Origin of the sequence: Flagellimonas baculiformis (assembly GCF_033441575.1) — a bacterium.
Classification (GTDB): Bacteria; Bacteroidota; Bacteroidia; order Flavobacteriales; family Flavobacteriaceae; genus Flagellimonas; species Flagellimonas baculiformis.
This window is the reverse complement of the sequence record NZ_JAUZVW010000001.1, coordinates 560,056-584,448: the sequence shown is the minus strand read 5'-3', so window position 1 is coordinate 584,448 and position 24,393 is coordinate 560,056. Positions and strand designations below refer to the sequence as shown.

21 protein-coding genes and 2 tRNA genes are annotated in these 24,393 nt (G+C 44.1%); 13 read left to right on the top strand and 10 right to left on the bottom strand.

The annotated features are described in order from the left end of the window. Positions 1-221 precede the first annotated feature (221 nt). The 3 genes from SD450_RS02635 to SD450_RS02625 form a co-directional block, all read right to left on the bottom strand. Entirely contained in the window at positions 222-1,688 is a 1,467-nt protein-coding gene (locus SD450_RS02635; protein ID WP_318343079.1) for a glutamate synthase subunit beta, read from the bottom strand. A 9-nt stretch (positions 1,689-1,697) separates the two neighbouring features. Beyond that, positions 1,698-6,203 carry a glutamate synthase large subunit gene (gltB, locus tag SD450_RS02630; protein ID WP_318343093.1) on the bottom strand — a complete coding sequence of 1,502 codons (4,506 nt, stop codon included), beginning with the start codon at positions 6,201-6,203 and terminating at the stop codon, positions 1,698-1,700. A 297-nt stretch (positions 6,204-6,500) separates the two neighbouring features. Continuing rightward, positions 6,501-7,643 (bottom strand): acyl-CoA dehydrogenase, encoded by a 1,143-nt coding sequence (locus SD450_RS02625; protein ID WP_318343078.1) that lies wholly within the window; start codon positions 7,641-7,643, stop codon positions 6,501-6,503. 234 nt (positions 7,644-7,877) lie between these two features. On the opposite strand from SD450_RS02625, the gene nhaD reads away from it, so the two are divergent. The 5 genes from nhaD to SD450_RS02600 are packed head-to-tail and all read left to right on the top strand — an operon-like array spanning position 7,878 to position 12,502. Then, positions 7,878-9,263 (top strand): sodium:proton antiporter NhaD, encoded by a 1,386-nt coding sequence (nhaD, locus tag SD450_RS02620; protein ID WP_318343077.1) that lies wholly within the window; start codon positions 7,878-7,880, stop codon positions 9,261-9,263. 57 nt (positions 9,264-9,320) lie between these two features. After that, on the top strand, positions 9,321-10,013 hold the full coding sequence (locus tag SD450_RS02615; RefSeq protein ID WP_318343076.1) for a MotA/TolQ/ExbB proton channel family protein: 693 nt from the start codon (positions 9,321-9,323) through the stop codon (positions 10,011-10,013). 13 nt (positions 10,014-10,026) lie between these two features. Next, positions 10,027-10,413 (top strand): ExbD/TolR family protein, encoded by a 387-nt coding sequence (locus tag SD450_RS02610; protein ID WP_072881092.1) that lies wholly within the window; start codon positions 10,027-10,029, stop codon positions 10,411-10,413. After that, positions 10,413-11,291: an energy transducer TonB gene (locus SD450_RS02605; protein ID WP_318343075.1), complete on the top strand. Its 879-nt coding sequence runs from the start codon at positions 10,413-10,415 to the stop codon at positions 11,289-11,291. The genes SD450_RS02610 and SD450_RS02605 overlap by 1 nt, the downstream gene beginning before the upstream one ends. After that, a complete protein-coding gene (locus tag SD450_RS02600; RefSeq protein WP_318343074.1) occupies positions 11,291-12,502 on the top strand; it encodes a bifunctional folylpolyglutamate synthase/dihydrofolate synthase in 1,212 nt (403 codons plus the stop codon). Before SD450_RS02605 ends, SD450_RS02600 begins: the two co-directional genes overlap by 1 nt. Positions 12,503-12,506: 4 nt before the next feature. Here the strand turns inward: SD450_RS02600 and SD450_RS02595 are convergent, their stop codons facing one another. The 4 genes from SD450_RS02595 to SD450_RS02580 form a co-directional block, all read right to left on the bottom strand. After that, positions 12,507-13,238: a LytR/AlgR family response regulator transcription factor gene (locus SD450_RS02595; protein WP_318343073.1), complete on the bottom strand. Its 732-nt coding sequence runs from the start codon at positions 13,236-13,238 to the stop codon at positions 12,507-12,509. A gap of 22 nt (positions 13,239-13,260) precedes the next feature. Further along, positions 13,261-14,292 carry a sensor histidine kinase gene (locus tag SD450_RS02590; RefSeq protein ID WP_318343072.1) on the bottom strand — a complete coding sequence of 344 codons (1,032 nt, stop codon included), beginning with the start codon at positions 14,290-14,292 and terminating at the stop codon, positions 13,261-13,263. Between the two features lie 6 nt (positions 14,293-14,298). Next, positions 14,299-14,640: a DUF4907 domain-containing protein gene (locus SD450_RS02585; protein WP_318343071.1), complete on the bottom strand. Its 342-nt coding sequence runs from the start codon at positions 14,638-14,640 to the stop codon at positions 14,299-14,301. A gap of 75 nt (positions 14,641-14,715) precedes the next feature. Beyond that, positions 14,716-15,711, bottom strand: a complete 996-nt coding sequence (locus SD450_RS02580; RefSeq protein WP_318343070.1) for a Kelch repeat-containing protein — start codon at positions 15,709-15,711, stop codon at positions 14,716-14,718. A gap of 223 nt (positions 15,712-15,934) precedes the next feature. Between SD450_RS02580 and SD450_RS02575 the strand changes: the two genes are divergently transcribed. The 3 genes from SD450_RS02575 (at position 15,935) to SD450_RS02565 (ending at position 18,651) form a co-directional block, all read left to right on the top strand. Continuing rightward, entirely contained in the window at positions 15,935-17,269 is a 1,335-nt protein-coding gene (locus SD450_RS02575) for a DUF4270 family protein (RefSeq protein ID WP_318343069.1), read from the top strand. After that, entirely contained in the window at positions 17,259-18,503 is a 1,245-nt protein-coding gene (locus tag SD450_RS02570; RefSeq protein WP_318343068.1) for an OmpP1/FadL family transporter, read from the top strand. Before SD450_RS02575 ends, SD450_RS02570 begins: the two co-directional genes overlap by 11 nt. Before the next feature lie 73 nt (positions 18,504-18,576). Beyond that, positions 18,577-18,651 (top strand) — tRNA-Val (locus SD450_RS02565). A gap of 37 nt (positions 18,652-18,688) precedes the next feature. Here the strand turns inward: SD450_RS02565 and SD450_RS02560 are convergent. Then, entirely contained in the window at positions 18,689-19,372 is a 684-nt protein-coding gene (locus SD450_RS02560; RefSeq protein ID WP_318343067.1) for a metal-dependent hydrolase, read from the bottom strand. 168 nt (positions 19,373-19,540) lie between these two features. Here SD450_RS02560 and SD450_RS02555 point away from each other — a divergent pair, with 168 nt between their 5' ends. Both SD450_RS02555 and SD450_RS02550 read left to right on the top strand, forming a co-directional pair. Next, positions 19,541-19,951, top strand: coding sequence for a 6-pyruvoyl trahydropterin synthase family protein (locus SD450_RS02555; protein WP_318343066.1), 411 nt, complete (start codon positions 19,541-19,543; stop codon positions 19,949-19,951). 30 nt (positions 19,952-19,981) lie between these two features. Next, a tRNA-Val gene (locus SD450_RS02550) sits at positions 19,982-20,056 on the top strand. Positions 20,057-20,062: 6 nt separating this feature from the next. On the opposite strand, the gene SD450_RS02545 is transcribed toward SD450_RS02550, so the two are convergent. Then, a complete protein-coding gene (locus tag SD450_RS02545) occupies positions 20,063-20,224 on the bottom strand; it encodes a hypothetical protein (protein ID WP_318343065.1) in 162 nt (53 codons plus the stop codon). 166 nt (positions 20,225-20,390) lie between these two features. On the opposite strand from SD450_RS02545, the gene SD450_RS02540 reads away from it, so the two are divergent. The 3 genes from SD450_RS02540 (at position 20,391) to SD450_RS02530 (ending at position 22,919) form a co-directional block, all read left to right on the top strand. Beyond that, entirely contained in the window at positions 20,391-20,597 is a 207-nt protein-coding gene (locus tag SD450_RS02540; protein WP_318343064.1) for a helix-turn-helix transcriptional regulator, read from the top strand. A 102-nt stretch (positions 20,598-20,699) separates the two neighbouring features. Continuing rightward, complete coding sequence (locus SD450_RS02535; protein WP_318343063.1) at positions 20,700-21,812, top strand: YaaC family protein; 1,113 nt, start codon at positions 20,700-20,702, stop codon at positions 21,810-21,812. Positions 21,813-21,995: 183 nt separating this feature from the next. After that, positions 21,996-22,919 carry a toll/interleukin-1 receptor domain-containing protein gene (locus SD450_RS02530; protein ID WP_318343062.1) on the top strand — a complete coding sequence of 308 codons (924 nt, stop codon included), beginning with the start codon at positions 21,996-21,998 and terminating at the stop codon, positions 22,917-22,919. 135 nt (positions 22,920-23,054) lie between these two features. On the opposite strand, the gene SD450_RS02525 is transcribed toward SD450_RS02530, so the two are convergent. Beyond that, on the bottom strand, positions 23,055-24,329 hold the full coding sequence (locus SD450_RS02525; RefSeq protein WP_318343061.1) for a UDP-N-acetylmuramoyl-tripeptide--D-alanyl-D-alanine ligase: 1,275 nt from the start codon (positions 24,327-24,329) through the stop codon (positions 23,055-23,057). Positions 24,330-24,393 lie beyond the last annotated feature (64 nt).

Below are 24,393 nucleotides of genomic sequence, written 5' to 3'. Positions count from 1 at the left end.
GTTAAGCCCGTCAGCGCCGATGGTACTGCCACACCAGGTGGGAGAGTAGGTCGCCGCCTTCCTCAAGGCCCTTCACATCACGTGAAGGGCCTTTTTTGTTTATATACACACCTCCCAAGCAACACGGCCCCTTTATTTTTTTATCTATTTAAGGCATAAAAAAACTCCCCAAAAACAATTTTGGAGAGTTGATGTATATTGTTTGAAATGTATCGCTCTGCTTATACCCTCGGCAGATCGCCCTCGCCTTTCAGGGGAAGGTTGGATTGTCCCATCAAGAAGCTATCAACATGGTGTGCTGCTTGTCGGCCTTCAGAAATGGCCCACACAATCAAAGATTGTCCCCTTCTCTGGTCGCCTGCCACAAAAACACCCGGTACATTGGTCTTGTAGTTCAATGGAGAGGCATTGATATTGGTCCTTGGGTCCATTTTTAGCCCCAATTGATCAGCAATAGTGGTTTCGGATCCCGTGAATCCTAACGCCAATAATACCAAGTCACATTCCCATTCTTTTTCTGAACCTTCAACTTCTTTCAATACAGGTCGTTGTCCGGGAATTTTTTCCCAGACCACTTCTGAGGTCACAAGACTTTTTAGGTTGCCATTTTCATCTGCATTGAAATGCTTTGTGGAAATGCTGAACACCCTTTCCGCACCTTCCTTGTGTGAGGTACTGGTGCGCAAACGCATGGGCCAGAATGGCCATGGTTGATCTTCGGGTCTGTCAGGCGTGCCTTTGGGCATGATCTCAAAATTGGTAACGGATACGGCTCCATGTCGTATGGAAGTCCCAATACAATCGGAACCCGTGTCGCCCCCACCTATAACGATGACTTTTTTCCCTTTTGCCGAAATCTCCTCACCCTTAAAAGGGATGCCATCCACTTTTCTGTTATTCTGTGGTAAAAAGTCCATGGCCTGGACCACTCCTTTAAAGTCTGAACCTGGTATGGGTAGGCTTCTTCGTACTGTGGCCCCTCCACAGAGTAATACGGCATCAAAGTCCTTCTTCAGGTCATTTGCATTGATATCCACTCCTACATGTACTCCGGTTTTGAATTCGATACCTTCTTTTTTCATCACGTCAATACGGCGATCGATGATGTTTTTCTCCATTTTGAAGTCAGGTATGCCGTACCGGAGCAACCCGCCTACTTTTTCATCACGCTCAAAAACGGTAACATGGTGTCCGGCCCTGTTGAGCTGTTGGGCAGCGGCCAAACCTGCAGGCCCCAAGCCTATCACGGCCACCTTTTTTTCGGTTCGTTTAAGGGGTGGCTCGGGTTTGATCCAGCCATTTTTGAATGCTGTTTCCACGATGTTCTTTTCTATATTTTCTATGGAAACCGGGTCTTCATTGATGCCCAATACGCATGCTTCCTCACAAGGGGCTGGACACAATCGACCTGTAAACTCTGGAAAATTGTTGGTGGAGTGCAATATCTTGGCTGCTTTTTCCCATTTTCCTTGATACACGGCATCGTTGAAATCAGGAATCAGGTTCCCCAGCGGACATCCGCTATGGCAAAAGGGAATACCGCAATCCATGCACCTGGCCCCTTGGTTTCTAACTTCACCTTCTTGTAGGGGCAAAGTGAATTCCTTATAGTTTTTGATGCGTTCCTTAACAGGGGCATAGCCTTCATCTTTCCTGTCAAATTCCATAAATCCTGTAGTCTTTCCCATGTCCTAAAATTATAAGGTTTGCATTTTTTCTTGTTCCAACCGTATGAGGGCCTGACGGTATTCTTCAGGGAATACTTTGATGAATTTTGGCAAGTATTCTTCCCAATGCTCCAAAATTTCTTGGGCCAATGGGCTCAACGTGGCATTGTAATGGTTTTCGATCAATTCCCTAAGTTCCTTGATGTCATTGTCCTCGTTCACGGGAAGCAGGTTCAACGTCTCACCGTTGCAATTCCGCTCAAAAGAGCCATCCTTGTTATAGACGTAGGCAATACCACCGCTCATTCCGGCCCCGAAGTTTCTTCCGACGGTTCCCAGGATCACGGCAACGCCACCAGTCATATATTCACAACCGTGGTCACCGATGCCTTCCACAACAGCTTTGGCACCGGAGTTTCTCACGCAGAAACGTTCGCCGGCTTTTCCATTGATATAGGCTTCCCCTGAAGTGGCCCCATAAAGCGCCACGTTCCCGATGATCACATTTTCCTCTGGTTTAAAGGTGGATTTAAAAGGAACCTTGACCACCAATTTGGCTCCAGAAAGTCCTTTTCCTAGGTAATCGTTGGTGTTTCCATTGACGACCATGGTGAGTCCCTTGGTGGCAAAAGCACCAAAACTTTGTCCAGCAGATCCTGTGAAATTCAATCTAAGGGTATTGTCCGGAAGCCCGTCCGCACCATAAATTTTGGATATTTCATTGCTGATGATGGCACCGACGGCCCTGTCCGTATTGTAAATTGGAAAGTCCAAACTGGTCTTCTCTTTTCTGAAAAGGGCTGGGTGCGCCTTGGCAATGATGCCGAATTCAATGGATTTGCTGATGTCATGCACCTGTTTTTCGGTATTGTAGAGTTTGGTCCCTTCGGGCACATCCACTTGGTACAATATCGGGGTAAGGTCTATCCCAGCTGCCTTGTAATGTTCTATGGCCTTTTTTCTATCCAGTTTCTGTACTTGCCCCACCATTTCGTTCACGGTCCTGAAGCCCAACTTGGCCATGATTTCGCGAAGTTCTTGGGCCACGAAGTACATGTAGTTGACCACATGTTCTGGTTTTCCTTGGAACTTTTTGCGCAGTTCCGGATTTTGGGTAGCAATACCTACCGGGCAGGTATTCAAGTGGCACACCCGCATCATGATACAGCCAGAGGCCACCAAAGGTGCGGTTGCAAAACCAAATTCCTCTGCACCCAAAAGGCAGGCGATCGCCACATCCCTTCCGGTTTTCAATTGTCCGTCACATTCCAGTACCACCCTGTTTCTCAGGTCGTTCAATACCAAGGTCTGTTGTGCTTCCGCAACCCCAAGTTCCCAAGGTAGTCCCGCATGTTTCAATGAGGTCAACGGGGATGCCCCGGTACCGCCATCAAACCCAGAGATAAGGATTACGTCGGCCTTTGCCTTGGATACCCCGGCGGCCACCGTGCCCACTCCTACTTCCGATACCAGTTTCACATTGATCCTCGCTTCCCTATTGGCCGATTTTAGATCGTAGATCAATTGGGAAAGGTCCTCAATGGAATAAATGTCGTGGTGCGGTGGTGGCGAAATAAGCCCAACATAAGGTGTCGAGTTCCTGGTCTTGGCAATGGCAGGGTTCACTTTTGGGCCAGGCAATTGTCCGCCTTCACCCGGTTTGGCCCCTTGTGCCATTTTGATCTGTATCTCCTGGGCATTGGCCAAGTAATTTGAGGTGACCCCAAAACGACCAGATGCTACCTGCTTTATGGCACTGTTCTTCCAGTCGCCGGTCTGACTTCTATAAAAACGAGCCGGATCTTCTCCTCCTTCCCCCGAATTGCTTTTTCCTCCGATCCGGTTCATGGCAATCGCCAGGTTTTCATGTGCTTCCTTACTTATACTTCCGTAGGACATGGCCCCGGTCTTGAACCGTTTTACAATCTCGGTCCAAGGTTCCACTTCCTCGATGGGAATAGGGTCATAGTTCGAAAAATCGAACAGTCCACGGATGGTCATAAGGTTTTTGGATTGCTCATTCACCAGTTCGGAATACTCTTTATAGGTTTCCGGCTCGTTATTGCGTACCGATTTCTGAAGCTTGGCGATAGTCAATGGATTGAACATGTGTTTTTCGCCATTCCTTCTCCAACGGTACTCACCACCAACCTCTAGATCCAGATTGGCTGCTAATTCCTGTATTGTGAATGCTTTTTTGTGGCGTTTGGCCACCTCTTTCTCAATTTCATATAGACCTATTCCCTGGATACGTGTTGGGGTATTGGGGAAATATTTGTCCACTACTTTGGTGTTTATGCCAATGCATTCGAATAGTTGGGACCCTCGATAGGAGTTCAAGGTAGAGATCCCAATTTTGTTCATCACCTTCAAGATGCCTTTTCCAACAGCTTTGTTGTAATTTTTGATGGCTTCCTCAAAGGTGTAGTCGGTGATGTTGTTCTCGGTCAGTTGCTCGCCTATGATCTCGTTCACCAGATATGGGTTGATGGCACTTGCCCCAAAACCGAACAACAACGCAAAATGGTGCACTTCCCGTGGTTCTGCCGATTCAATGATGATGCTCAACTTGGAACGTCTGCCCATTTTGCTCAGGCCGCTGTTCACATAGGAACAGGCCAAAAGTGCGGGTATGGCCGCCATTTCGGAACTCACCATCCTGTCCGATAGGATAATGATGTTGGCTCCTTGGTCAATGGCATCCAGGGCCTGTTGTAATAAGGATTGCAAGGCTTCCTCAAGTCCGTTGTGCCCTTTGGCAATTTCGTAGAGCATGGAAATGGACACCACCTTGTAATCCGGACTGGCATCGTAATTTTTGATCTTGTCCAGATCCTCTTTGGAGATCACAGGGTTTTGGATCTTCAACTTTCTACAGTGGAGTTCGGAAATCTCGAAGATATTTTGGTCGCTTCCCAGTGTAAGGCTGATGTCGGTGATCAGCTCTTCCCGGATACCATCCAAGGGCGGGTTGGTCACCTGGGCGAACAGTTGTTTGAAATAGTTATAGATCAATTGGGGCCTTTCGGAAAGTACGGCAATGGGCGTGTCCGATCCCATGGACCCAATGGGCTCCTTACCATGTTGCGCCATGGGCATGATGATGGTGTTGATGTCCTCTTGGGTATAGCCAAAAGCGGCCCGTCTTGTTTTTAGCGGAAATTCACCAAAAAATACGGGGCAATCATTATAAGGGATGTCCCTCAGATGGACCAGATTGTCTTTCAGCCATTTTTTGTAGGGATGTTTTTTGGCAATGGATTCCTTGATTTCCTCATCGTTCACAATGCGTCCCTCTTCCATGTTCACCAAGAACATTTTACCTGGCTCCAATCGGCCGTGAAATTCAATATCCTCTGGCTCCAGTTCCACAACCCCGGTCTCGGAGGACATGATCACATATCCTTTCTTGGTGACCGAATATCGGGATGGGCGCAGACCGTTTCGGTCCAATACCGCCCCAATATAATTCCCGTCGGTGAAGGGAATGGATGCAGGTCCGTCCCAAGGCTCCATCAAGCAGGAGTTGTATTCGTAGAACGCCTTTTTGGATTCGGACATCTTAGGATTTTTTTCCCATGCTTCCGGTACCAACATCATCATTACTTCGGGAAGGGAACGACCTGTCATCAACAGGAGTTCCACGACCATGTCCATGCTGGCGGAATCTGATTTTCCGGGAAGGACTATGGGCAGTATTTTTTTGATATCGTCCCCGAACCAGTCACTTTTCATCAATTCTTCGCGGGAACGCATGCGGGACACGTTGCCCCTTAACGTATTGATTTCCCCATTGTGGCACATGTAGCGGAACGGCTGTGCAAGGTCCCAAGTGGGGAAGGTGTTGGTGGAAAACCTTTGGTGGACGAGGGCCAAACGGGTGACCACTCGGGGGTCCAACAGGTCTTCGTAATATCTGCTGATATCCTTGGGGACCAAAAGTCCTTTGAAAATGATGATCTTGGTGGAAAGACTGGGCAAATAGAAAAACTGGCTTTGGGAAAGCTTGCTTTCTATGATGGTGTGCTCGGTGATTTTCCGTGCGATGAAAAGTTTGAGGTTGAACTGGAAATCGTCCAATGCCTCTCCCTTTCCTATAAATACCTGCTTTAGATAGGGCTCGGTCTCTGCGGCTATCCTTCCGGGCACGGAACGGTTGACGGGCACATCGCGCCAGCCCAACAATTGCAGCCCTTGTGCTTTCATGTTTTCCTCAAGGACCTTTATGCAAAAGTCCCTTTGGTTTTCCTTTTGCGGAAGGAATACGTTGCCTACGGCATATTCCCCGGCCTCAGGAAGGGAGAACTTGCAGACTTCATTAAAAAAGTCGTGTGGGATATCGATCAGGATTCCGGCTCCATCTCCTGTTTTTCCATCGGAACTCACTGCTCCCCTGTGCTCCAGTTTATCCAGGATCTCGAGGGCCTTGTGTATGATATCGTTGGATTTCCTTCCTTTTAGGCTGCAAATGAATCCTGCACCACAGTTGTCGTGCTCAAATTCTGGCAGATATAGACCTTGCTTTTTCAATTTCATCATTAACGTATTTCTTCAAAAATATCAATTATGATGAATAAAATGCACGGTTTTAATTGATTATCAGAATAATAATCAACGTATTCAATGAAGGGTTAAAATATATTCAAAATGAAAATAGGAGCAATGTTGAATTATCATTATCTCAAAATAATCTCTTTTAAACCCCTTGTCCCCTAAAAAAGACAGGACGAATAGAGATTGTGAGCCTATTTTGATGGGAGTGCTCGTGAAAGTATGGGGGTCTGCCTGACAAAAGGCCCTTCATTGAAGGGTTACCCCTAAAAGCGAAGGGGGTCAATCTTTGATGATGCTTCTGGAGATGACTATTTTCTGTATTTCAGACGTGCCTTCATAGATTTGGGTGATCTTGGCATCGCGCATTAATCGCTCCACATGATAATCTTTCACAAAGCCATTACCGCCATGGATCTGTACTGCTTCGACCGCTGTTTCCATGGCCACTTCCGATGCATAGAGTTTGGCCATCGCACCGGAAAGGGTGTAGTCGTTGCCATTGTCCTTGTCGGTGGCTGCTTGGTATACCAGAAGGCGGGCTGCCTGTATCTTGGTGTGCATATCGGCCAGTTTGAAGGCTATGGCTTGATGGTTGGAGATTTCGGTACCAAAAGCCTTTCGTTGCTTGGAATATTGGAGTGCCAGTTCGTAGGCTCCAGCGGCTATGCCCAATGCCTGGGCAGCTATTCCGATGCGTCCGCCGGCCAAGGTCTTCATCGCAAATTTGAACCCAAAGCCATCCGCACCGATGCGGTTTTCCTTGGGGACCTTCACATCGTTGAAGAGTAGGGAGTGGGTATCACTTCCCCTGATCCCCAGCTTGTTTTCCTTGGGACCTATTTCAAAGCCGGGCATTCCTTTTTCAACGATAAGGGCGTTGATACCATGGTGGCCCTTGTCCACATGGGTCTGGGCTATCACCAAGAATACCTCGGCCCTGCCGCCGTTGGTGATCCAGTTTTTGGTACCGTTCAGGAGATAGTGGTCCCCTTTGTCAATGGCCGTTGTTTTTTGGGAGGTGGCGTCGCTTCCGGCCTCAGGTTCGGACAGGCAAAATGCGCCGATGATCTCGCCTGTGGCCAAGCGGGTGAGGTATTTTTGCTTTTGCTCCTCGGAACCATAGGTCTCGAGACCCCAGCACACCAAGGAATTGTTCACGGAAACCATCACAGATGCAGAGGCGTCCACTTTGGACAGCTCTTCCATGGCCAGCACATAGGCTTGGGTGCCCAGTCCGCTACCACCATATTTTTCATTGACCATCATGCCCATGAATCCCAACTCACCCATTTTCTTGACCAGTTCATCGGGAAACGTCTGTGCGTCGTCCCGTTCAATGACGCCGGGCAAAAGTTCGTTCTGGGCAAAATCCTTTGCCGCTTGTTGTATCATCAACTGTTCTTCGGTGAGTGAGAAATCCATAATACTGAAAAATAATTAAAAACGGAGTACAAATATAGCGTTCCAATGATAATCCCACATAAAAATGTCGCTATAAACGAGAATGATATAATTGTTTTGAAAACCTTAAGGAGATATTTTTTGCTTTCACATTATTTTAAGGGAATAAGATTATGCGGAAAAACTCATTTTGAATATCTTTAACGCTTAGATAACTGCTCAACAAAACGATTCCTTAATTAAACCAAACTTAACATGGAGACCCTCTTAGTTGTCATTTTTGTAATTGGATATTTGGCAATTACGCTTGAACACAATCTGAAGATAGATAAACTTATTCCGGCCTTGGCAATGATGGCCATTCTTTGGGCCATGATGGCTTTCGGACTTGACGGTTTCACCACTTGGTTCGATTCTGGGAACCATGCCTTGTTGGAAAACTTTTCATCCTTTAACCATGAGGAGAAGACACATCTTTTGGAAGAAACCTTGCTGCACCATTTGGGTAAGACCTCGGAAATCTTGGTCTTTCTTTTGGGGGCCATGACCATTGTGGAGATCATCGATTATTTTGACGGTTTCTCCACTATAAAATCCTTTGTGAAGACCAGGAGCAAGAAAAAGATCCTTTGGATATTCTCCTTTATGGCCTTTATTCTTTCCGCTATCATTGACAACCTTACTGCGACCATAGTATTGATTTCCATTCTGCAAAAAATCGTAAAAGACAGAGAAGTCAGGATTTGGTATGCAGGTCTGATCATTATTGCGGCCAATGCCGGAGGTGCCTGGTCGCCGATCGGGGATGTCACCACCACCATGTTGTGGATTGGCAACAAAGTGTCCACGGCATTGCTGATAGAGCACTTATTGGTGCCATCGTTGGTCTGTATGTTGCTTCCTTCGTTCATAGCGTCCTTTCTTCCGGCTTTCAAAGGGGAGATCGATGTAGAGGATGAGGAAGTGTCAAAATCAAAATATAGTTCCATAATGCTTTACTTGGGCTTGGGCGCCATTGTGTTTGTACCCATATTCAAGACCATTACCCATTTGCCACCCTATGTGGGCATGATGCTGTCCTTGGCCATAGTGGCCACGTTTGCCGAAATCTACAGTAACCGGAAAATTGCGATTTCATCTGTTGACCATGACAGTGATGAGGCATCGCACCATAGTCCTGTGCACAAAGCGCTGACCAAAATTGAGCTGCCCAGTATCCTCTTTTTCTTGGGGATTTTGATGGCGGTGGCCGCTTTGGAGTCCTTGGGCCTTCTGTTCAATTTTGCAGAAAGTCTCAAACAGGGAATGCCGTTGATGGGTACGGAAATGGCAAATACCCATGTCTCTGATTTGGTGGTGTTGCTGTTGGGTGTTGGCTCTGCCGTCATTGACAACGTGCCCTTGGTGGCTGCCAGTTTGGGCATGTTCTCGGAACCATTGGATGATCAGTTGTGGCACTTCATTGCCTATTCCGCAGGTACGGGGGGCAGTATGCTCATAATCGGTTCCGCGGCAGGTGTTGTGGCCATGGGAATGGAGAAAATAGATTTCTTTTGGTATCTTAAAAAGATATCTTGGTTGGCCTTTTTGGGCTTTATCGGAGGGGCAATATGCTTCATGGTGATGCGATATTTGTTCTAAAGCATACTTTAGCCCGAAAATCTCCGTTATAATTGCAACTTAAATTGGGGATTTTATATGATTATTTTTCAAGAAGCAACGGAAGGATCCGAGGCAATGGCCTCTATTTCAGAAGAGAAGACCCTTTCCGTGATAGACCTTATCGTTAATGGGGGTACAGGAAGTATTTTGATCATTATTGTGCTTTTTGTGCTTCTGTTCGTAGCCATGTACATTTATTTTGAACGGATTTTTGCCTTGAAGGCGGCATCCAAGATCGACAAGAACTTCATGAACCAGATTCGTGACCATGTCATGAACGGAAAGTTGGAAGCGGCCAAATTGCTTTGTGCCCAGACCGATTCTCCCGTGGCAAGACTCACAGAAAAAGGCGTATCCCGAATAGGTAAACCTTTGGACGACATCAATACCGCCATAGAGAATGCAGGTACGCTCGAGGTTTACAAACTGGAGAAAAACGTGAGTGTTTTGGCCACCGTGGCAGGAGCTGCACCCATGATCGGGTTCTTGGGGACCGTGATCGGGATGATCTTGGCCTTCCACGAAATGGCAAGTAGCGGCGGACAGGCCGAAATGGGATCGTTGGCATCGGGAATCTATACCGCAATGACCACAACGGTTGCGGGATTGGTCGTGGGGATCATCGCCTACATTGGCTATAACCACTTGGTGAACAGGACGGATAAAGTGGTCCACCAGATGGAGGCCAATGCCGTGGAGTTCCTGGACCTATTGAACGAACCCATATAGTATTTTTTCTGTCATGAAACTGAAGGGAAGGAACAAGATAAGCCCAGAATTCAGCATGGCATCCATGACGGACATTGTGTTCCTGTTGTTGGTGTTCTTCATGCTGACCTCCAATGCACCCAACGCGCTGGATTTGCTCTTGCCAAAGGCAAAGGGAAAATCCACCAATACGCAGAATGTTTCGGTGACCATCAACAAGGACCTGAACTATTTTGTGAACAATCAGCAGATCAACAAAGAATACATTGAAATTGAATTAAAAAAGGCACTTGAAGGTCAAGACAAGCCTACCATAATCCTAAGGGCAGAGGAAAGCGTGGCCATCAAAGAAGCGGTCAACGTTATGGACATTGCCAATAGGAACAATTACAAGGTCATCTTGGCTGTGCGGCCAAAGTAATGTCATTTTTAGATACGAGACACAAGAAAAAATCCTTCACGCTTACCACACTTCTGTTAAGCGCATTGCTCCTATTGCTCTTTTATATAGGTCTTACGTACCTTGATCCACCCATAGAGAATGGCATAGCGGTGAATTTTGGGACCATGGAATTTGGCAGTGGGGAAGTCCAACCCAAAGAAAAAATAAGGTCCGAGCCGCAAGAAGTGGTTAGCGAACCCGTGCAGCAGGTGCAGGAAGTGCAACCCCAGGAGGAAACTGTGGAAGAGGCTCCCGTGGAAAAGGTGCTGACCAGTGAGGATGAGGAGAGCATCAAGATAAAGCAACAGCAAGAAGCCAAGCGTAAGGCCGATGAGGCAGCGGAAAAGGCCAAGGCCGAAGCGGAACGCATCGCCAAGGAGAAAAGGGACGCGGAAGAAAAAAAGCGACAGGAACAGGAAGCCAAGAAAAAGAACATAGATGCCCTTATCGGAGGCGTTGCAAAATCTGATGGTACCGCCACAGGCAGCGAAGGCGACGACAACAAGGCGGGGGACAAGGGACAGCCTGATGGTGATCCTTATGCAAGTTCCTATTATGGTGATCCTGGTAGTGGTAGTGGTGGAAGTGGCTATGGGTTAAAAGGTAGAAAATTACTCAGTAGTGACAAGTTTCAGCAGGAATGCAATGAATCGGGCAGGGTAGTCGTAGAAATTATTGTAGATAGAAGTGGCCAGGTCATAAAGGCAACTCCTGGGGTTAAAGGAACTCAAAATACTGCACCTTGTCTTTTGGACGCTGCTAGAAAAACAGCATTATCATATCGATGGAACTCAGATAACAAAGCCCATGTTCAACAAAAAGGCTTTGTGGTGGTCAATTTTAAACTGGGGCAGTAGTGACCTATAAGGAAACCTTGGACTGGATGTTCGGCCAGTTGCCCATGTACCAGCAAAAAGGTGCTGCGGCCCTGAACGCTAAAATGGACAACATCATCCATTTTTCTGACCTTTTGGGCAATCCACACACAAAGTTCAAGACCATCCATGTGGCCGGGACCAACGGAAAAGGGTCCAGTAGCCATATGTTGGCCTCCATACTCCAAGAGGCTGGCTACAAAGTAGGCCTTTATACATCGCCACATCTCAAGGATTTTAGGGAACGCATCAAGATCAACGGGAAACCCGTGGATAAGAAGTTCGTAAAAGAATTTATTGATGGGAACAAAGCCTTTCTGGAGCATCACAGACTGTCCTTTTTTGAAATGACCGTGGGAATGGCCTTCAGCTATTTTGCCAAGGAGGAAGTGGATGTTGCCGTTGTTGAAGTGGGGCTGGGTGGCCGATTGGATTCTACCAACATCATAACCCCGGAAGTGTCCCTTATTACCAACATAGGGTTGGACCATACCCAGATATTGGGGGATACCTTGGAGAAAATAGCACTCGAAAAAGCAGGCATCATCAAGCCCGGTGTACCTGTGGTGATCAGTGAACGACAACCCGAAACAGAGACCGTTTTCAACTTGATCGCCCATCAATTGAAATCCAAGATTGTTTTTGCGGATGAACTGTCCCTCCCTGTCTATACTACAGATTTGCTGGGAGATTATCAGGAGCGCAATATGAAAGGGGTTCTGGCCTGTGTCCGGCAGCTGGAAGGTTTTGCCATTTCAGCGGATAACATCTCCAATGGATTGAAGAAGGTGGTGCCCAATACGGGACTGATGGGAAGATGGCAAATTTTGAAGGAAAGCCCATTGGTGGTCTGCGATACCGCCCATAACAAGGAAGGACTTACATGGGTGTTGCAACAGATCAAAAAACAACGGTATAAGCAACTGCACATAGTGTTGGGATTTGTGAGCGATAAAGATGTAAAGGGCGTTTTGGCGATGTTTCCCAAAGAGGCCAAATACTACTTTGTGAGGCCGAATATCCCTCGCGGAATGGAGGTGGAGCAATTGGCCTCTATGGCCATGGAACAAGGGCTATTGGGGAAAGCATACAAGACGGTAAAGAAAGGGTTGAAGACCGCTTTGACCACTGCGGAAAGGGAAGATATGGTCTATGTGGGAGGGAGTACTTTTGTCGTTGCTGAAGTGGTTTAGTGGATCAAAGCCCCAATGCGGAAAAAAAGTTTGCTTTATGGCTCTCACCAATCGGTATCCGTACATCATTGATTACAATTCTGTTCCTTTGGACCGTTTTTATGCGGCTTAAGTTCACCACAAATGATTTGTGCACCCGCAGAAATTGATTGGACGGAAGTTTCTCCAAAATCTCTTTAAAGCTCATCAGGGTAAGAATGGTCTTATTGGTACCCACCACATGTATTTTTAAATAATCCTTTAAGCCTTGGATATACTCAATATCGTCCAGGTTGATCTTTACACTCTCATACTCTGCTTTTATAAAAATATAATTTGGGGTCGATTTTTGGTTTTCGCCAATGGATGGGAACACATTTTCCTTAGGCGGTGTGCCCTTATATGCCATCACTTCCTTTGCCCTGGATATGGCCTTGATGAACCTGTTGTATGGAATGGGCTTTACCAAATAATCAATGGCATTTAGGTTGAAGCCTTCCACGGCGTATTGGGAGTAGGCGGTGGTAAAGATGAACATCGGGATATTGTCCAAAGAAGTTATGAAGTCAATACCATTGATCTGCGGCATTTCAATATCGCAGAAAATAAGGTCTATTTTTTTTTCCTTGATCACCGAAATGGCTTCCAAAGGGTTGGTAAAGGTCCCTTCCAGTTGGATAAAATCCATTTTTTGGCAATAGTCCATCAAAACGTCAATGGCGAGGGGCTCGTCGTCTATTATAATACATTTCATCATTTCCTTGGGTTTATGTCATAGTCTATATGCTGCGTAAATTCAAATCTACACAATAGTTTTTGCCATCATCTGTGATGAGTAGGTTATGTGAATCCGGGAATAGGAGCTTCAGCCGATTCTTTATGTTCTCCAGACCAACGCCTGAACTCTTGTCATTTTTCCTGTGGGACCCTATCTTGTTCTCTACCCTAAAGGATATGGATCCATCTTCGATTAAAAAATTGATGCTCACATACGTCTTTCCTTGATAATCCGTTCCATACTTAAAAGCATTCTCGATGAATGAGATAAAGAGCAAAGGTGGAATCTGCTTGTTCTTGTCGTCGCCAGAGATCCGCAAGTTGACATTTGCACTGTCCGATAGCCGAAGTCTCTGCAATTGCACATAATTTTTGATGTATTCCAGTTCCTTTGTCAAGGGGACCATTTCCTTATCGGCTTCATAGAGCATATAGCGCATCAATTCCGATAGGGAAATGATGGCTTCGGATGTCATGTTGGAGTTTTTTACCGCCAAGGAATATATGGCATTCAAGGAGTTGAACAGAAAATGGGGGTTCAACTGGGTTTTCAGGAATTGGAGTTCCGAGTTCACTTTTTCATTTTCCACCTTCTTTCTGCTGTCCTCATTCCTTTTCCATTCCAGATAGACCCGAAGAAAGGCACTTACAAAAAAGGGAGCACTGAGATTCAGGATGTTTACAAAAAAAAGTATGGTGTGTCTATTTTCTGGTGGGACAAACCTGTCCATTCTGACATTGGGAGGTATCTTGGGCCCGGGATCAAAACCTAGATTTAAGATGAGCCCTGTGCCCACGATCAACACCAAACAAATCAAAATGTAGGATAGGGTTTTCTTTTTGAGCAGAATCTTTGGGACCAACAAAAAATAATTGGCATAGAAAAAAACGATTACTATTACGAGCCTTAGGGGCAGGTCAGGAGGTATTTGTCGCAGTTGGAAAAAAAAGGGAAAAAGAAAGAGGCCATAGAAAAAACTCCATAGCAACAAGTGGAGGACAAATACCTGTATGTTTTTGCGCTTAAGGATCATAGGAGGTTATTGTTGTCCCAAAAGTACAATATCCAATTCTTTGAGTTCCTGCAAAGTAATATCAGGAGCAATTTTTCTTTGGATCTTCTGTATGACCCTGTTTGCCACCTTTTCTGCATCTTTTTCGGATTGGAACTGGATTTTGCCCGCTACAGCAGGAATAAATTCTTGATGGACCAATAATTTGCCATTCATGAAAATTTGATAGCCATAGCCTCTTTCAAGCTTGATGGTCTTGGAATATAGCGGCAGGGCTGCTTCCTTTTTTTCACTTTTGAACAATAGCAAGGCTGATAAGGCGAGCCCTATAAAAAGACAGAGCGTTGTGATTTTCATGTTCTTTTCCATAACTGTCTTTCAAAACAGTGATCAAAAGGGAGGGTATTTCCTGTTCTTGTCTTTTGGATGAAGCATTGGCGATGACTAGTCTTCATCATCATATTCAACAAAAGGAAAAAATTCATCCAGGTCGTCCAAATAAAGCGTTCCTGTTCGGCCTAGTCCTACAAATGCCCTGCTGGAGTTTGAAAATGCGATGGCATCTTGTCGGGTGGAACCTTCAAAGCTGGTTTTTTGTACCCAAGTGTCGGATGAAGGGTCATACTCCCAAACGGTATTGGTGGCGCCGTTACTTTCGCCACATGCCACATAACCGTATCCGTTCAATTCAAAACCCACTGCATTGCTACGGGCAATGGCATAATCATCCTCTTCGTCCAGATCCAGCTTTTTGGTCCAGGTTTCACTGGATGTGTCAAAAGCCCAAAAGTCATCCAAATAGACACCATTGGAGACCCCAGTTCCCAAATACACAGTCCCGTTGATCATAAAGGTTGTGGCCGATCTTCTTTTGTTGCCCCCAAATCCCTGCAGTTCGGTCCAAGTGTCGGATGCTGGGTCATATTTCCAAAAATCCTTCCTGTCGTTCTCGCCGTCGTACCCAGTCCCAAAATATCCATGACCGTTGGCCCCGAAGGCAACCGCACTTCTCCTTTTTGTGTTGGACAAGGAAGCGATTTGGACCCAACTATTGCTCGATGGGTCATAGGAATAAAAATCATTGAGTTCATCCACACCATCATAGCCGGAACCAATGTAGCCTTTGCCATCGATTTCAAATCCAACCGCCGCATTTCTGGGCGTGCCGGGAAAATCAGCTTTTTGTGACCAATAGTCCCCTTCCATATCATAGGACCAGAATGAGTTCAAATAATCGTCCCCATCATACCCAACACCCATATATCCCACATTGTCTATCACAAAACCTGAAATGCTGCTGCGTGGGCTGCCGTCAAAAACAGATCTGTTCACCCAGTTGCCCAGATCTTCATCATCCGAGTCATCGGAACATGCAGAAAATAAAAGGAGCGATACTAGGGTAAAAAAAATGGGTCTGTGGTAATGTGTTGTTTTTTTCATGCCTAACGTTTAAATTTTTTCCAAAGGTAATTTTCGGCCCTAAGCTCCTGTAAGGGAATATATGAAGCTTGGTTTTTAATATATGAACGGGTACAAATTATCTACGAACGGATAACCCCGGTTGGTAGGGGTATTTGGTGCCTTCGTCTCCAAAGAAACAGGGTTTGTCCATTCCCATCCCAAGGCTTTTGCACAGCATATATTTTTGCGGAAAACAAAGTTTATGGGAAAATATTTGGGACTTCTATGTCCATTCATTGTAGTGTTTGTATCGTGTAGTTCGGAGAACATCAATACATCCGATTTTTTGGCTGGGGAGGCTTTCACGGGGAGCAACATGCGGGTAGTTTTGTTGGATACGCTCACTGTGGAAACTTCGACCATGAAGTTTGACAGTATTGTCAGCAGTGAATCAAGTAGGATCTTGGTGGGGAAATATATCGACCCCATATTCGGGACGGTCAGTACATCGAGCTATATGGGCATGGTTCCGAGCAGTTTTACCATTGACAGCGAAGCGGAATATGACAGCATCGCCCTTTATCTGAAGTTGGACAAGTACTATTACAATGACACCCTTCGTACCAATACCATTCATATAAAGCAATTGGCCAAAACCCTGAAACCGGATGAGGGAAGCTACTTTTATAACACTGCGGAAGCGGAGTACTACGAAGATGATCTTGGTGCCATCTCCTATGCTCCGAGACCATTGGACTCAGATACCCTGGAAATCAAGATTTCCGATGAACTGGGCTTGGATTTCTTTGAAAAGTTCCAGGAAAAACTGATCACCAATACAGATCAATTCAAGGATTATTTCAAAGGACTGGCCCTTCTGCCGGGGGAGGATGACGATGGCTCCATTATTGGATTTTCAAAAGAAACCGGGGCTAGCTTCATGCGGTTGTACTTCAGTTCTTCGGAAGAGAGCGAGCGGGTGCAGAGCTATATTGACATCAATTTGGACCAATCCTCTTCACCAGTTCCTTTTTTCAATCAGATCATTGCGGAAAATCCGATAGAGCCATTGCAGGTGCTGACCGACACGGAGGTGAACCTGGGCAGCATGGATGCCGACAATTTAAGCTTTATACAAGCTGGTGTGGGAATGACAACAAGGATAGAGTTTCCACACATAAAAACCATCAATGACATCCGGGGACAGGGAACCATTTTGGACGCCGTACTAAAGGTAAGGCCTGCTTTGGGCACCTTTGATGACAAGTTTATTCTCAGGGATACTCTTTCTGTTTACGTGGTGGACCAGAACAATGAACTTACAGAACAGTTGCTATATTCTGATGGTGCCACTTCGGTTTTGGGGATCCTTAACCGGAACAATGAGGAATTCAATGACATTTACTATGAAATTCCTTTGGGCAGCTATATCGAAAAAATATTGTTGGCAGACAGGGAAACCGATGAGGCCCTTATTCTATTGCCCGATGATTATAATTCCACGGTGGACCGGTTTGTGCTGCATGGCATGGACCAGTCGGAAAACAGTATTGTTCTTGAGCTTACTTATGCAATTTACGATGAAGATGACGAATAGATTTTTGATGATGGGCTTACTTTTTCTGGTCCAAATGGTAGCCCGATCGCAGTCTGAAGGATTGACGAGCTCCCCCTACTCACTATATGGGCTGGGCACCATTAACCAGACCAGCATTGGACAATCCAACGCTTTGGGATATTCGGGCATAGCCCACCGAACGGATATGGGGATCAACAACCTCAATCCGGCAAACTATGCCCTAGTGCCCCAAAACTCCTTCTTTTATGATGTTGGGGTAGTGGGGGAATATAATAGCTATAGCAATAGAGGGGATGACGAGTCCAAGACAACGTTCAACTTCTCCAATCTAGCCTTCGCTTTCCGGATAGCCAACAGATTGGGGGCTGGGATATCCCTTATACCCTATAGTGATGTAGGATATACGCTTTTGGGCTTGGTATCCAACATAGAGGGCTCCGATGAGACCTTTGAGAGCAACGTTTCTGGTATTGGTGGACTCAACGACCTTGGGATCAACCTTGGTTATGGGATAACGGACCGGTTACGTTTGGGTGTTAGGACCTCGGTACTTTTTGGTAATATAGAGGAGAAGGAAAGTTTTCTGATAAGCAATAGCTATTTTGAACTCAATGAAACTACAAACTATAGTGCATTCCGACTCGGGCTCGGTATGCAGTATGATATTACGGACAAGATTTCGGTGGGTAGTACCGTCCAGTTTCCCGTTACCTTGACCGGGAACCTCACGCGTTCGGTAAGCAAGACCTTGGATGGGCAGGAAATCATAGTGGAGGATGAAGAAAACGATGATGGCTCGGACTTTAAACTTCCTTTGGAGCTTGGTTTTGGTATTAGTACAAAGATTCTCAAATCCTTTACCCTGAATGCAGACTATAAGAAGAATTTCTGGGACGCCACCAACCAATCCGAGAGTATCGGGACCTATAGTGACCAAGATATCTATGCGATTGGGTTGGAGTATCTCAACAATTCCAAGGGATACAAGTATTGGGAGCGCATCAGGTACCGTGCAGGATTTAATTATGACAATGGATATTTGGCCCTGAACGATAATAAAATTGACGGCTACAATATCACTGTGGGCATTGGACTGCCCATGGGATATGCTACCAACTCCCTCATTAATTTGTCATATGCATATGGAAGCAAGGGACAGATCAACAACATTCTGGTGGAAGAAAACTATCATTCGATTACCCTTAATTTGAGCTTGGAAGATCTTTGGTTTGCAAAGCGAAAAATAGATTGATTGCTTTTTTGTTTTTTTCTTTCGGGGATTCAAAAACTATTTTATATTTGCACTCCCATTTAGCAAATTGAATGGGCGCTTAGCTCAGTTGGTTCAGAGCACCTCGTTTACACCGAGGGGGTCGGGGGTTCGAATCCCTCAGCGCCCACAACAAAAAAGCCTTCGATTTTCGAAGGCTTTTTCTTTTATATATTGATGGATTCCCCAATATCGGGCAACATCAATTTCTTGCCTTTTTTCTCGAAATGCGCCATTGCTTTGGATTTATCGATTTTAATGGGGGGAAAAGTGTCGTAATGGCATCCTATCACATGGTCGCACGCAACAAAGTCACTTGCCAAGGCCGCATCTTCATATCCCATGGTGAAATTGTCCCCTATGGGCAAAATGGCCACGTCCAGTTTTGGGCAGGTTTTGGGAATGAGCTCCATATCCTTGGTCAAAGCGGTGTCCCCGGCCATGTAAATGCAGGTTGATCCATTCCATAGCACAAATCCACCGGGATTTCCCCCGTTACTGCCGTCGGGCAGCATGCTCGAGTGTATGGCGGTCACATATTTGGCAGTGCCAAAATCAAATGAATACTTCCCGCCGTGGTTCATGCCGTGACCTTTGATTCCTTTGTTCCCGAACCAGGTCACAATCTCAAAATTGGAGACCAAAAGGGCATTTGGGTTGTTCTTTGCGATCCTCTCCACATCGAGCACATGGTCTTGGTGGGCATGGGTCACAAAAATGTAATCCACCTCAAGGCTGTCCACGTCAATATCCGTGGCCAGTTCGTTTCCTGTTATAAAGGGATCGAACACAATTTTCTTCCCGTTCATTTCAACTAAAAAAGTGGCATGGCCTAAATAGGTGATCTTCATGATATGTCTTTTAATGGGTTTTGGATACGCTTAATTTCCGGAATCTGCTGACTAAGTTAACAAGAACGTTCGTGAAAGTCAATCGGTGCCAAAGTTCATGGGTGTCATTTTGCGGAATTTTTTGACCCTGCAAATATTGATTGTGGAAAAACAACTTACCTTTGCAACATGATTGCCACAATTTGCAGAAAGGCCCATTTTAATGCCGCGCACAGACTCCATAATCCCAATTGGAGCAAGGAAAAGAACATCGAAGTTTTTGGCAAGTGCAATAGCCCCAGCTATCATGGCCATAATTTTGGTCTTGAGGTACGGATCAAGGGGGAAGTGGACCCCGATACGGGGTTTGTGATGGATCTTGCGGTATTGGGGGATTTGATACGGAACGAGGTGGAGGAACGCTTCGACCATAAAAATCTCAATGAGGACTGTCCGGAATTTCAGGACCTGTTGCCCACCACGGAACATTTTGTGAAGGTCATCTACGATATTTTGAAACCCAAGCTGCAAAAGGACCAGTTGTTGCAAATTATTCTGCACGAAACACAAAAGAATTCGGCAGAGTATGGAGATTGGTAACTTTTTTCCGATATTGCACCGCTTTTCAATGGGATATTAGCTCAGTTGGTTTAGAGCGCTGCCTTGACAAGGCAGAGGTCACTGGTTCGAATCCAGTATATCCCACTTTTTCTACTCATATTTAGCTACCCTTTTTCTTAGTTTTTGGTTACTGTGCTCCAAGCGTTCGTTTTGGTGCCGTAATCGGGCCAATGCCTTTTGTATAGCTTGTAGGCTCTCTTGTTGTAGGCCGATGATTTCTTCCAGGTCAGATTTGGTGAAGGTTTTACCCATAATTATGTTTTTAATCTCTACTAAAAAACTTTAAAGGTCTATTTATCTCCCAATAAAGCATTTCAAAGTTATGTAAAGATTTTTAAATCTCCTAATAAGGCATATTTTAATACGTATAGCATTTATTTTTCTTAATTATTTTTATTGCTCAGTGAGAGGAAATACTATGGATAAACCATTCTATAATAGAATCAAAGCGGTTTTGGCCGAAAATGGAAAAACCAATAATTGGTTGGCGGAGGAATTGGATATGAACACAAATACGGTTTCAAAATGGTGCCGGAATGATATGCAGCCAAGGGTTGAAACCTTGTTTCAGATTGCCAATGCTTTGGGTGTGGATGTACGGGAGCTTTTGGTCTCCACCAAATAACGATTCTGATAGAAGATGATCAAATACATCGATTTTATGCCATTTTGGGCGTATATAGATGTATTTTATATTTATATAAACAAGTTGTAACAAATTTGAAAAATGAAAAACGAAAGAATATTTACAGAAACCCCAAAATCATCTATTTGGGATAGAATAGATATTCTTACCACAATCAATGGAACAAAAGAAGCATTAAAAGAAAAATGCAAAAAAGAAAACATTCCCATTGATGAAGACTTAATAACCAACAAAGCTAAAGGAATTGCCTTTTGTTTAAGGAGTGCCAGAGATTTATTTAAACATTCAGATTCTAAAAATTTAACCCCAAGTTTAACGTCAATATATTACGGCACCTATAATTTGTTAAGTGCTTTATTAATTGGAAACGTAACAAATGATTTAACACTTGAGAGTGTAGAAAAATTTTCTAAAAATGGTGGTCACGGACTTAAAACCATTTATGAATCAGAAACTTCTAATTTATCTGAAAATGAATTCATTTATTGTTGCAACAATGGATTTTACAAAGAGGTTTTGAAAAGTTTTGGTTATAACGTAGAAGACATTGTTACCCAGAAAAATTATCCTAAAATTGACCAAATCCCCTTAGAAGAAAAACAAAAACTAATTTCTTTAAAAGATTTATTATCAAGGATTCCGGAACTCAAGAATATATATGTTGAACTTTTTAAGGAACAACCTAATTATTTAAATTTTCACGCTTCAAAAAACTACGAGAAAAAAGATAAGGATTATTATAATGTATCTGTTAACGAGTATCAAAATACTTATTATTTAAAGTCTGAAAATATTAATGATATTTTAAGTTTACCTAAAGACTATCTATTTGAATACAAAAAAGAAAGTCCTACATCTACATTAGATGAAAGATTCTATTGTGAAAATATTCCAAGTGATTTTATCCAAAGAGACCCAAAATATCATTCCCCTATTTCTATAGCCTGTACAATTAAACCAATTTTAGGAATTGATGATGTTTTGCTAATTTACTTTAAGACATTCTATATTTTAAGTATTTGGACAAGATATAGACCAAATCTTTGGAGAGAAATTTATGAGGGAGAATATGACAATTACAGATCTCTCTTTAATATTTTAACAGAATCATCAGAAAGAATAATTCCAAACTTATTTTTAAATAAATTCTATGGTAGAAATTTCCTTTTTGCAGGACATTCATACTGGTCATAAAAAAACTTATTACAACAATTTATAACCGCAATTACGGCGGATTCGACTACCCTTCGACTGCGCTCAGGGCAACCTCTCTAATCCACTCGGAATTGCTAACGCCAGTGCTAAACCGAACATCAATGCATATTAACCCGTAACTGACGTTTATACGAGACCGTTAGCAGTTATTAAAGGAAAGAAATGGCAAAACTAATAGAATATTTTAATAATGATTTTAAAGAATTAAGCCTTGATATTCCTATCAATGTTCAATATCGAAAACAAGACTCTGTAAGTCAAGAAATCTATGATTTCAAAATAGAAGTAAAACAACGAATTAGACAAGGAACCGATAATTCAGCAAGACTTTTTACATATTATATTCCTGAAACAACGGATTCTTTATTTATTGCCCAAACAATATTGAATGATATTGAAAAATGGAAAAAGCATGCTGATGGTATTGAAACTATTGGTGGCTATACTGGTGATGTCACTATAGGAAACCATTCAATTATCTACTCAAATAGAATCTTTTTATATACTGAGACCCAGTTTTCCTCTGTGGAAATTAAGGAATTGGAAAAGTTTGCTAATAAACTGGGGTTATATATAACAATTAGAAGTCAAGATTATATAAACAAGCGTATGGAATTAGAAAAACCAATGGCATTTATATCACACGACTCCAGAGATAAAGATTTAATTGCAAGACCTTTATCAAATGGATTGCATTCAAGATTGTGCTTTGTTTGGTATGATGAATTTTCATTAAAAGTCGGCGATAGTTTGCGGGAGTCAATTGAAGCAGGGATAAAAGAAGCAAAGAAATGTGTATTGATTTTAACTCCCCACTTTCTTTCAAATCCTGGGTGGACAAAAAAGGAGTTTAACTCCATATTTACTCGTGAGATGATTTTTAATGAAAGAATAGTTCTTCCAATTTGGCATAAAGTAACTAAGGAGGATGTTTATGATTATTCTCCTGCATTAGCAGATACTGTAGCATTAATTTGGCCAGACAAAAAAGCAATATCAGAAGAAGATTATAATAAGGAAGTTGAAAAAATCATCAGTAAAATTCACACTGAAATTACAAAACCAACAACTGCTAACAATTTATAAAAATAATAGATGGTACATTCGTAAATTAAAGGGTTGTAGCCCGCTCCAACTTTCTTGTAACTTGACAGGGAAGTGCCACGCAGTCGGCTACTATTCTCATACTCAATGCTAGCAATACTAAATTAAACGATAAGTCTACAGTACATCCAGTACCCGCTCCAAGGCCATGCCACGGGAGCCCTTGATGAGGAATGTGCCCTTTTCAAAGGGATTTTTTAAAACATACTCCTTCAAATCTTCAAAGGTCTGGAACTTTTTGGCCATGGCATCTGTCTTGAAAAAATTCTGGCCAACAAGAAAAACGTTTTCAAATCCCAATTTCTGGGTCAGGTCGGCCAAAGCTTGGTGCTCCTCGCCCGCAGTTTCGCCCAACTCGAACATATCCCCAATGATGAGGATTTTGTTCTTGGCGTCCATAGAGCTGAAGTTTTCCAGAGCGGCCTTCATGCTTGTGGGGTTGGCGTTGTAGGCGTCCAGTACAATTTCGTGGCCGTTCTTGGATATGATCTGCGAACGGTTGTTTTGGGGTTGGTATGAATCTATAGCCGTTTTGATACCATCCAGCGGGACGTTGAAGTATTTGCCCATCAAAATGGCGGCACAGCAGTTGGGGAAATTGTATTTTCCAATAAGTTGGGTTTCCATGCGCATTCCTTCCACCTCAAGGACCACATACGGATTGGCTTCAATGAATTTGATGTTGTAATACTGTGGGTCTTTTGTGCTGAACCCTGTTTTTTTGATGTAGGTGCCCAACTTTTCCAGTTGGATAGGATCATCGGCATTCATGAAGAGATGCTTATCATGGACCATAAGGTGGTCGTACAGCTCACTTTTCCCTTGAATGACCCCTTCAACTCCTCCAAAACCTTCCAAGTGGGCTTTCCCAAAATTGGTGATGTACCCAAAGTCAGGATGGGCAATCCCACATAGAAAAGCAATTTCCCTTTTGTGGTTGGCGCCCATTTCCACAATGGCAATTTCCGTATCCTCTTTTATGGAGAGCAAGGTCAACGGTACACCAATGTGGTTGTTCAGGTTGCCTTTGGTGGCAATGGTCCGGTACTTTCTGGAAAGTACGGCATGGATGAGCTCTTTGGTGGTGGTTTTTCCATTGCTTCCCGTAAGCGAGACCACTTTGGCCTTGCATTGGTTCCTATGGTATGTGGCGAGGTCTTGAAGGGTTTTCAGGACATCATCGCACAACACGAACCGATCCGAAGTCTTATGTTCCTCCTCATCGATAATGGCATAGGCCGCACCTTTTTCCAAGGCCTCCTTGGCAAAGGCGTTGCCGTTGAAACTGGGCCCTTTTAAAGCGAAAAAAAGACAGCCTGGGGTTATTTTCCGGGTGTCCGTACATATCGTGGGGTGCTCTAAGAAAAGAGCGTGAAGCTGTTCCAAACTCATGGACCGAAGATAGAAAAAAGCCCCGATGTTTTGATCGGGGCTTTTTTAAAATGCTTTATGGGAT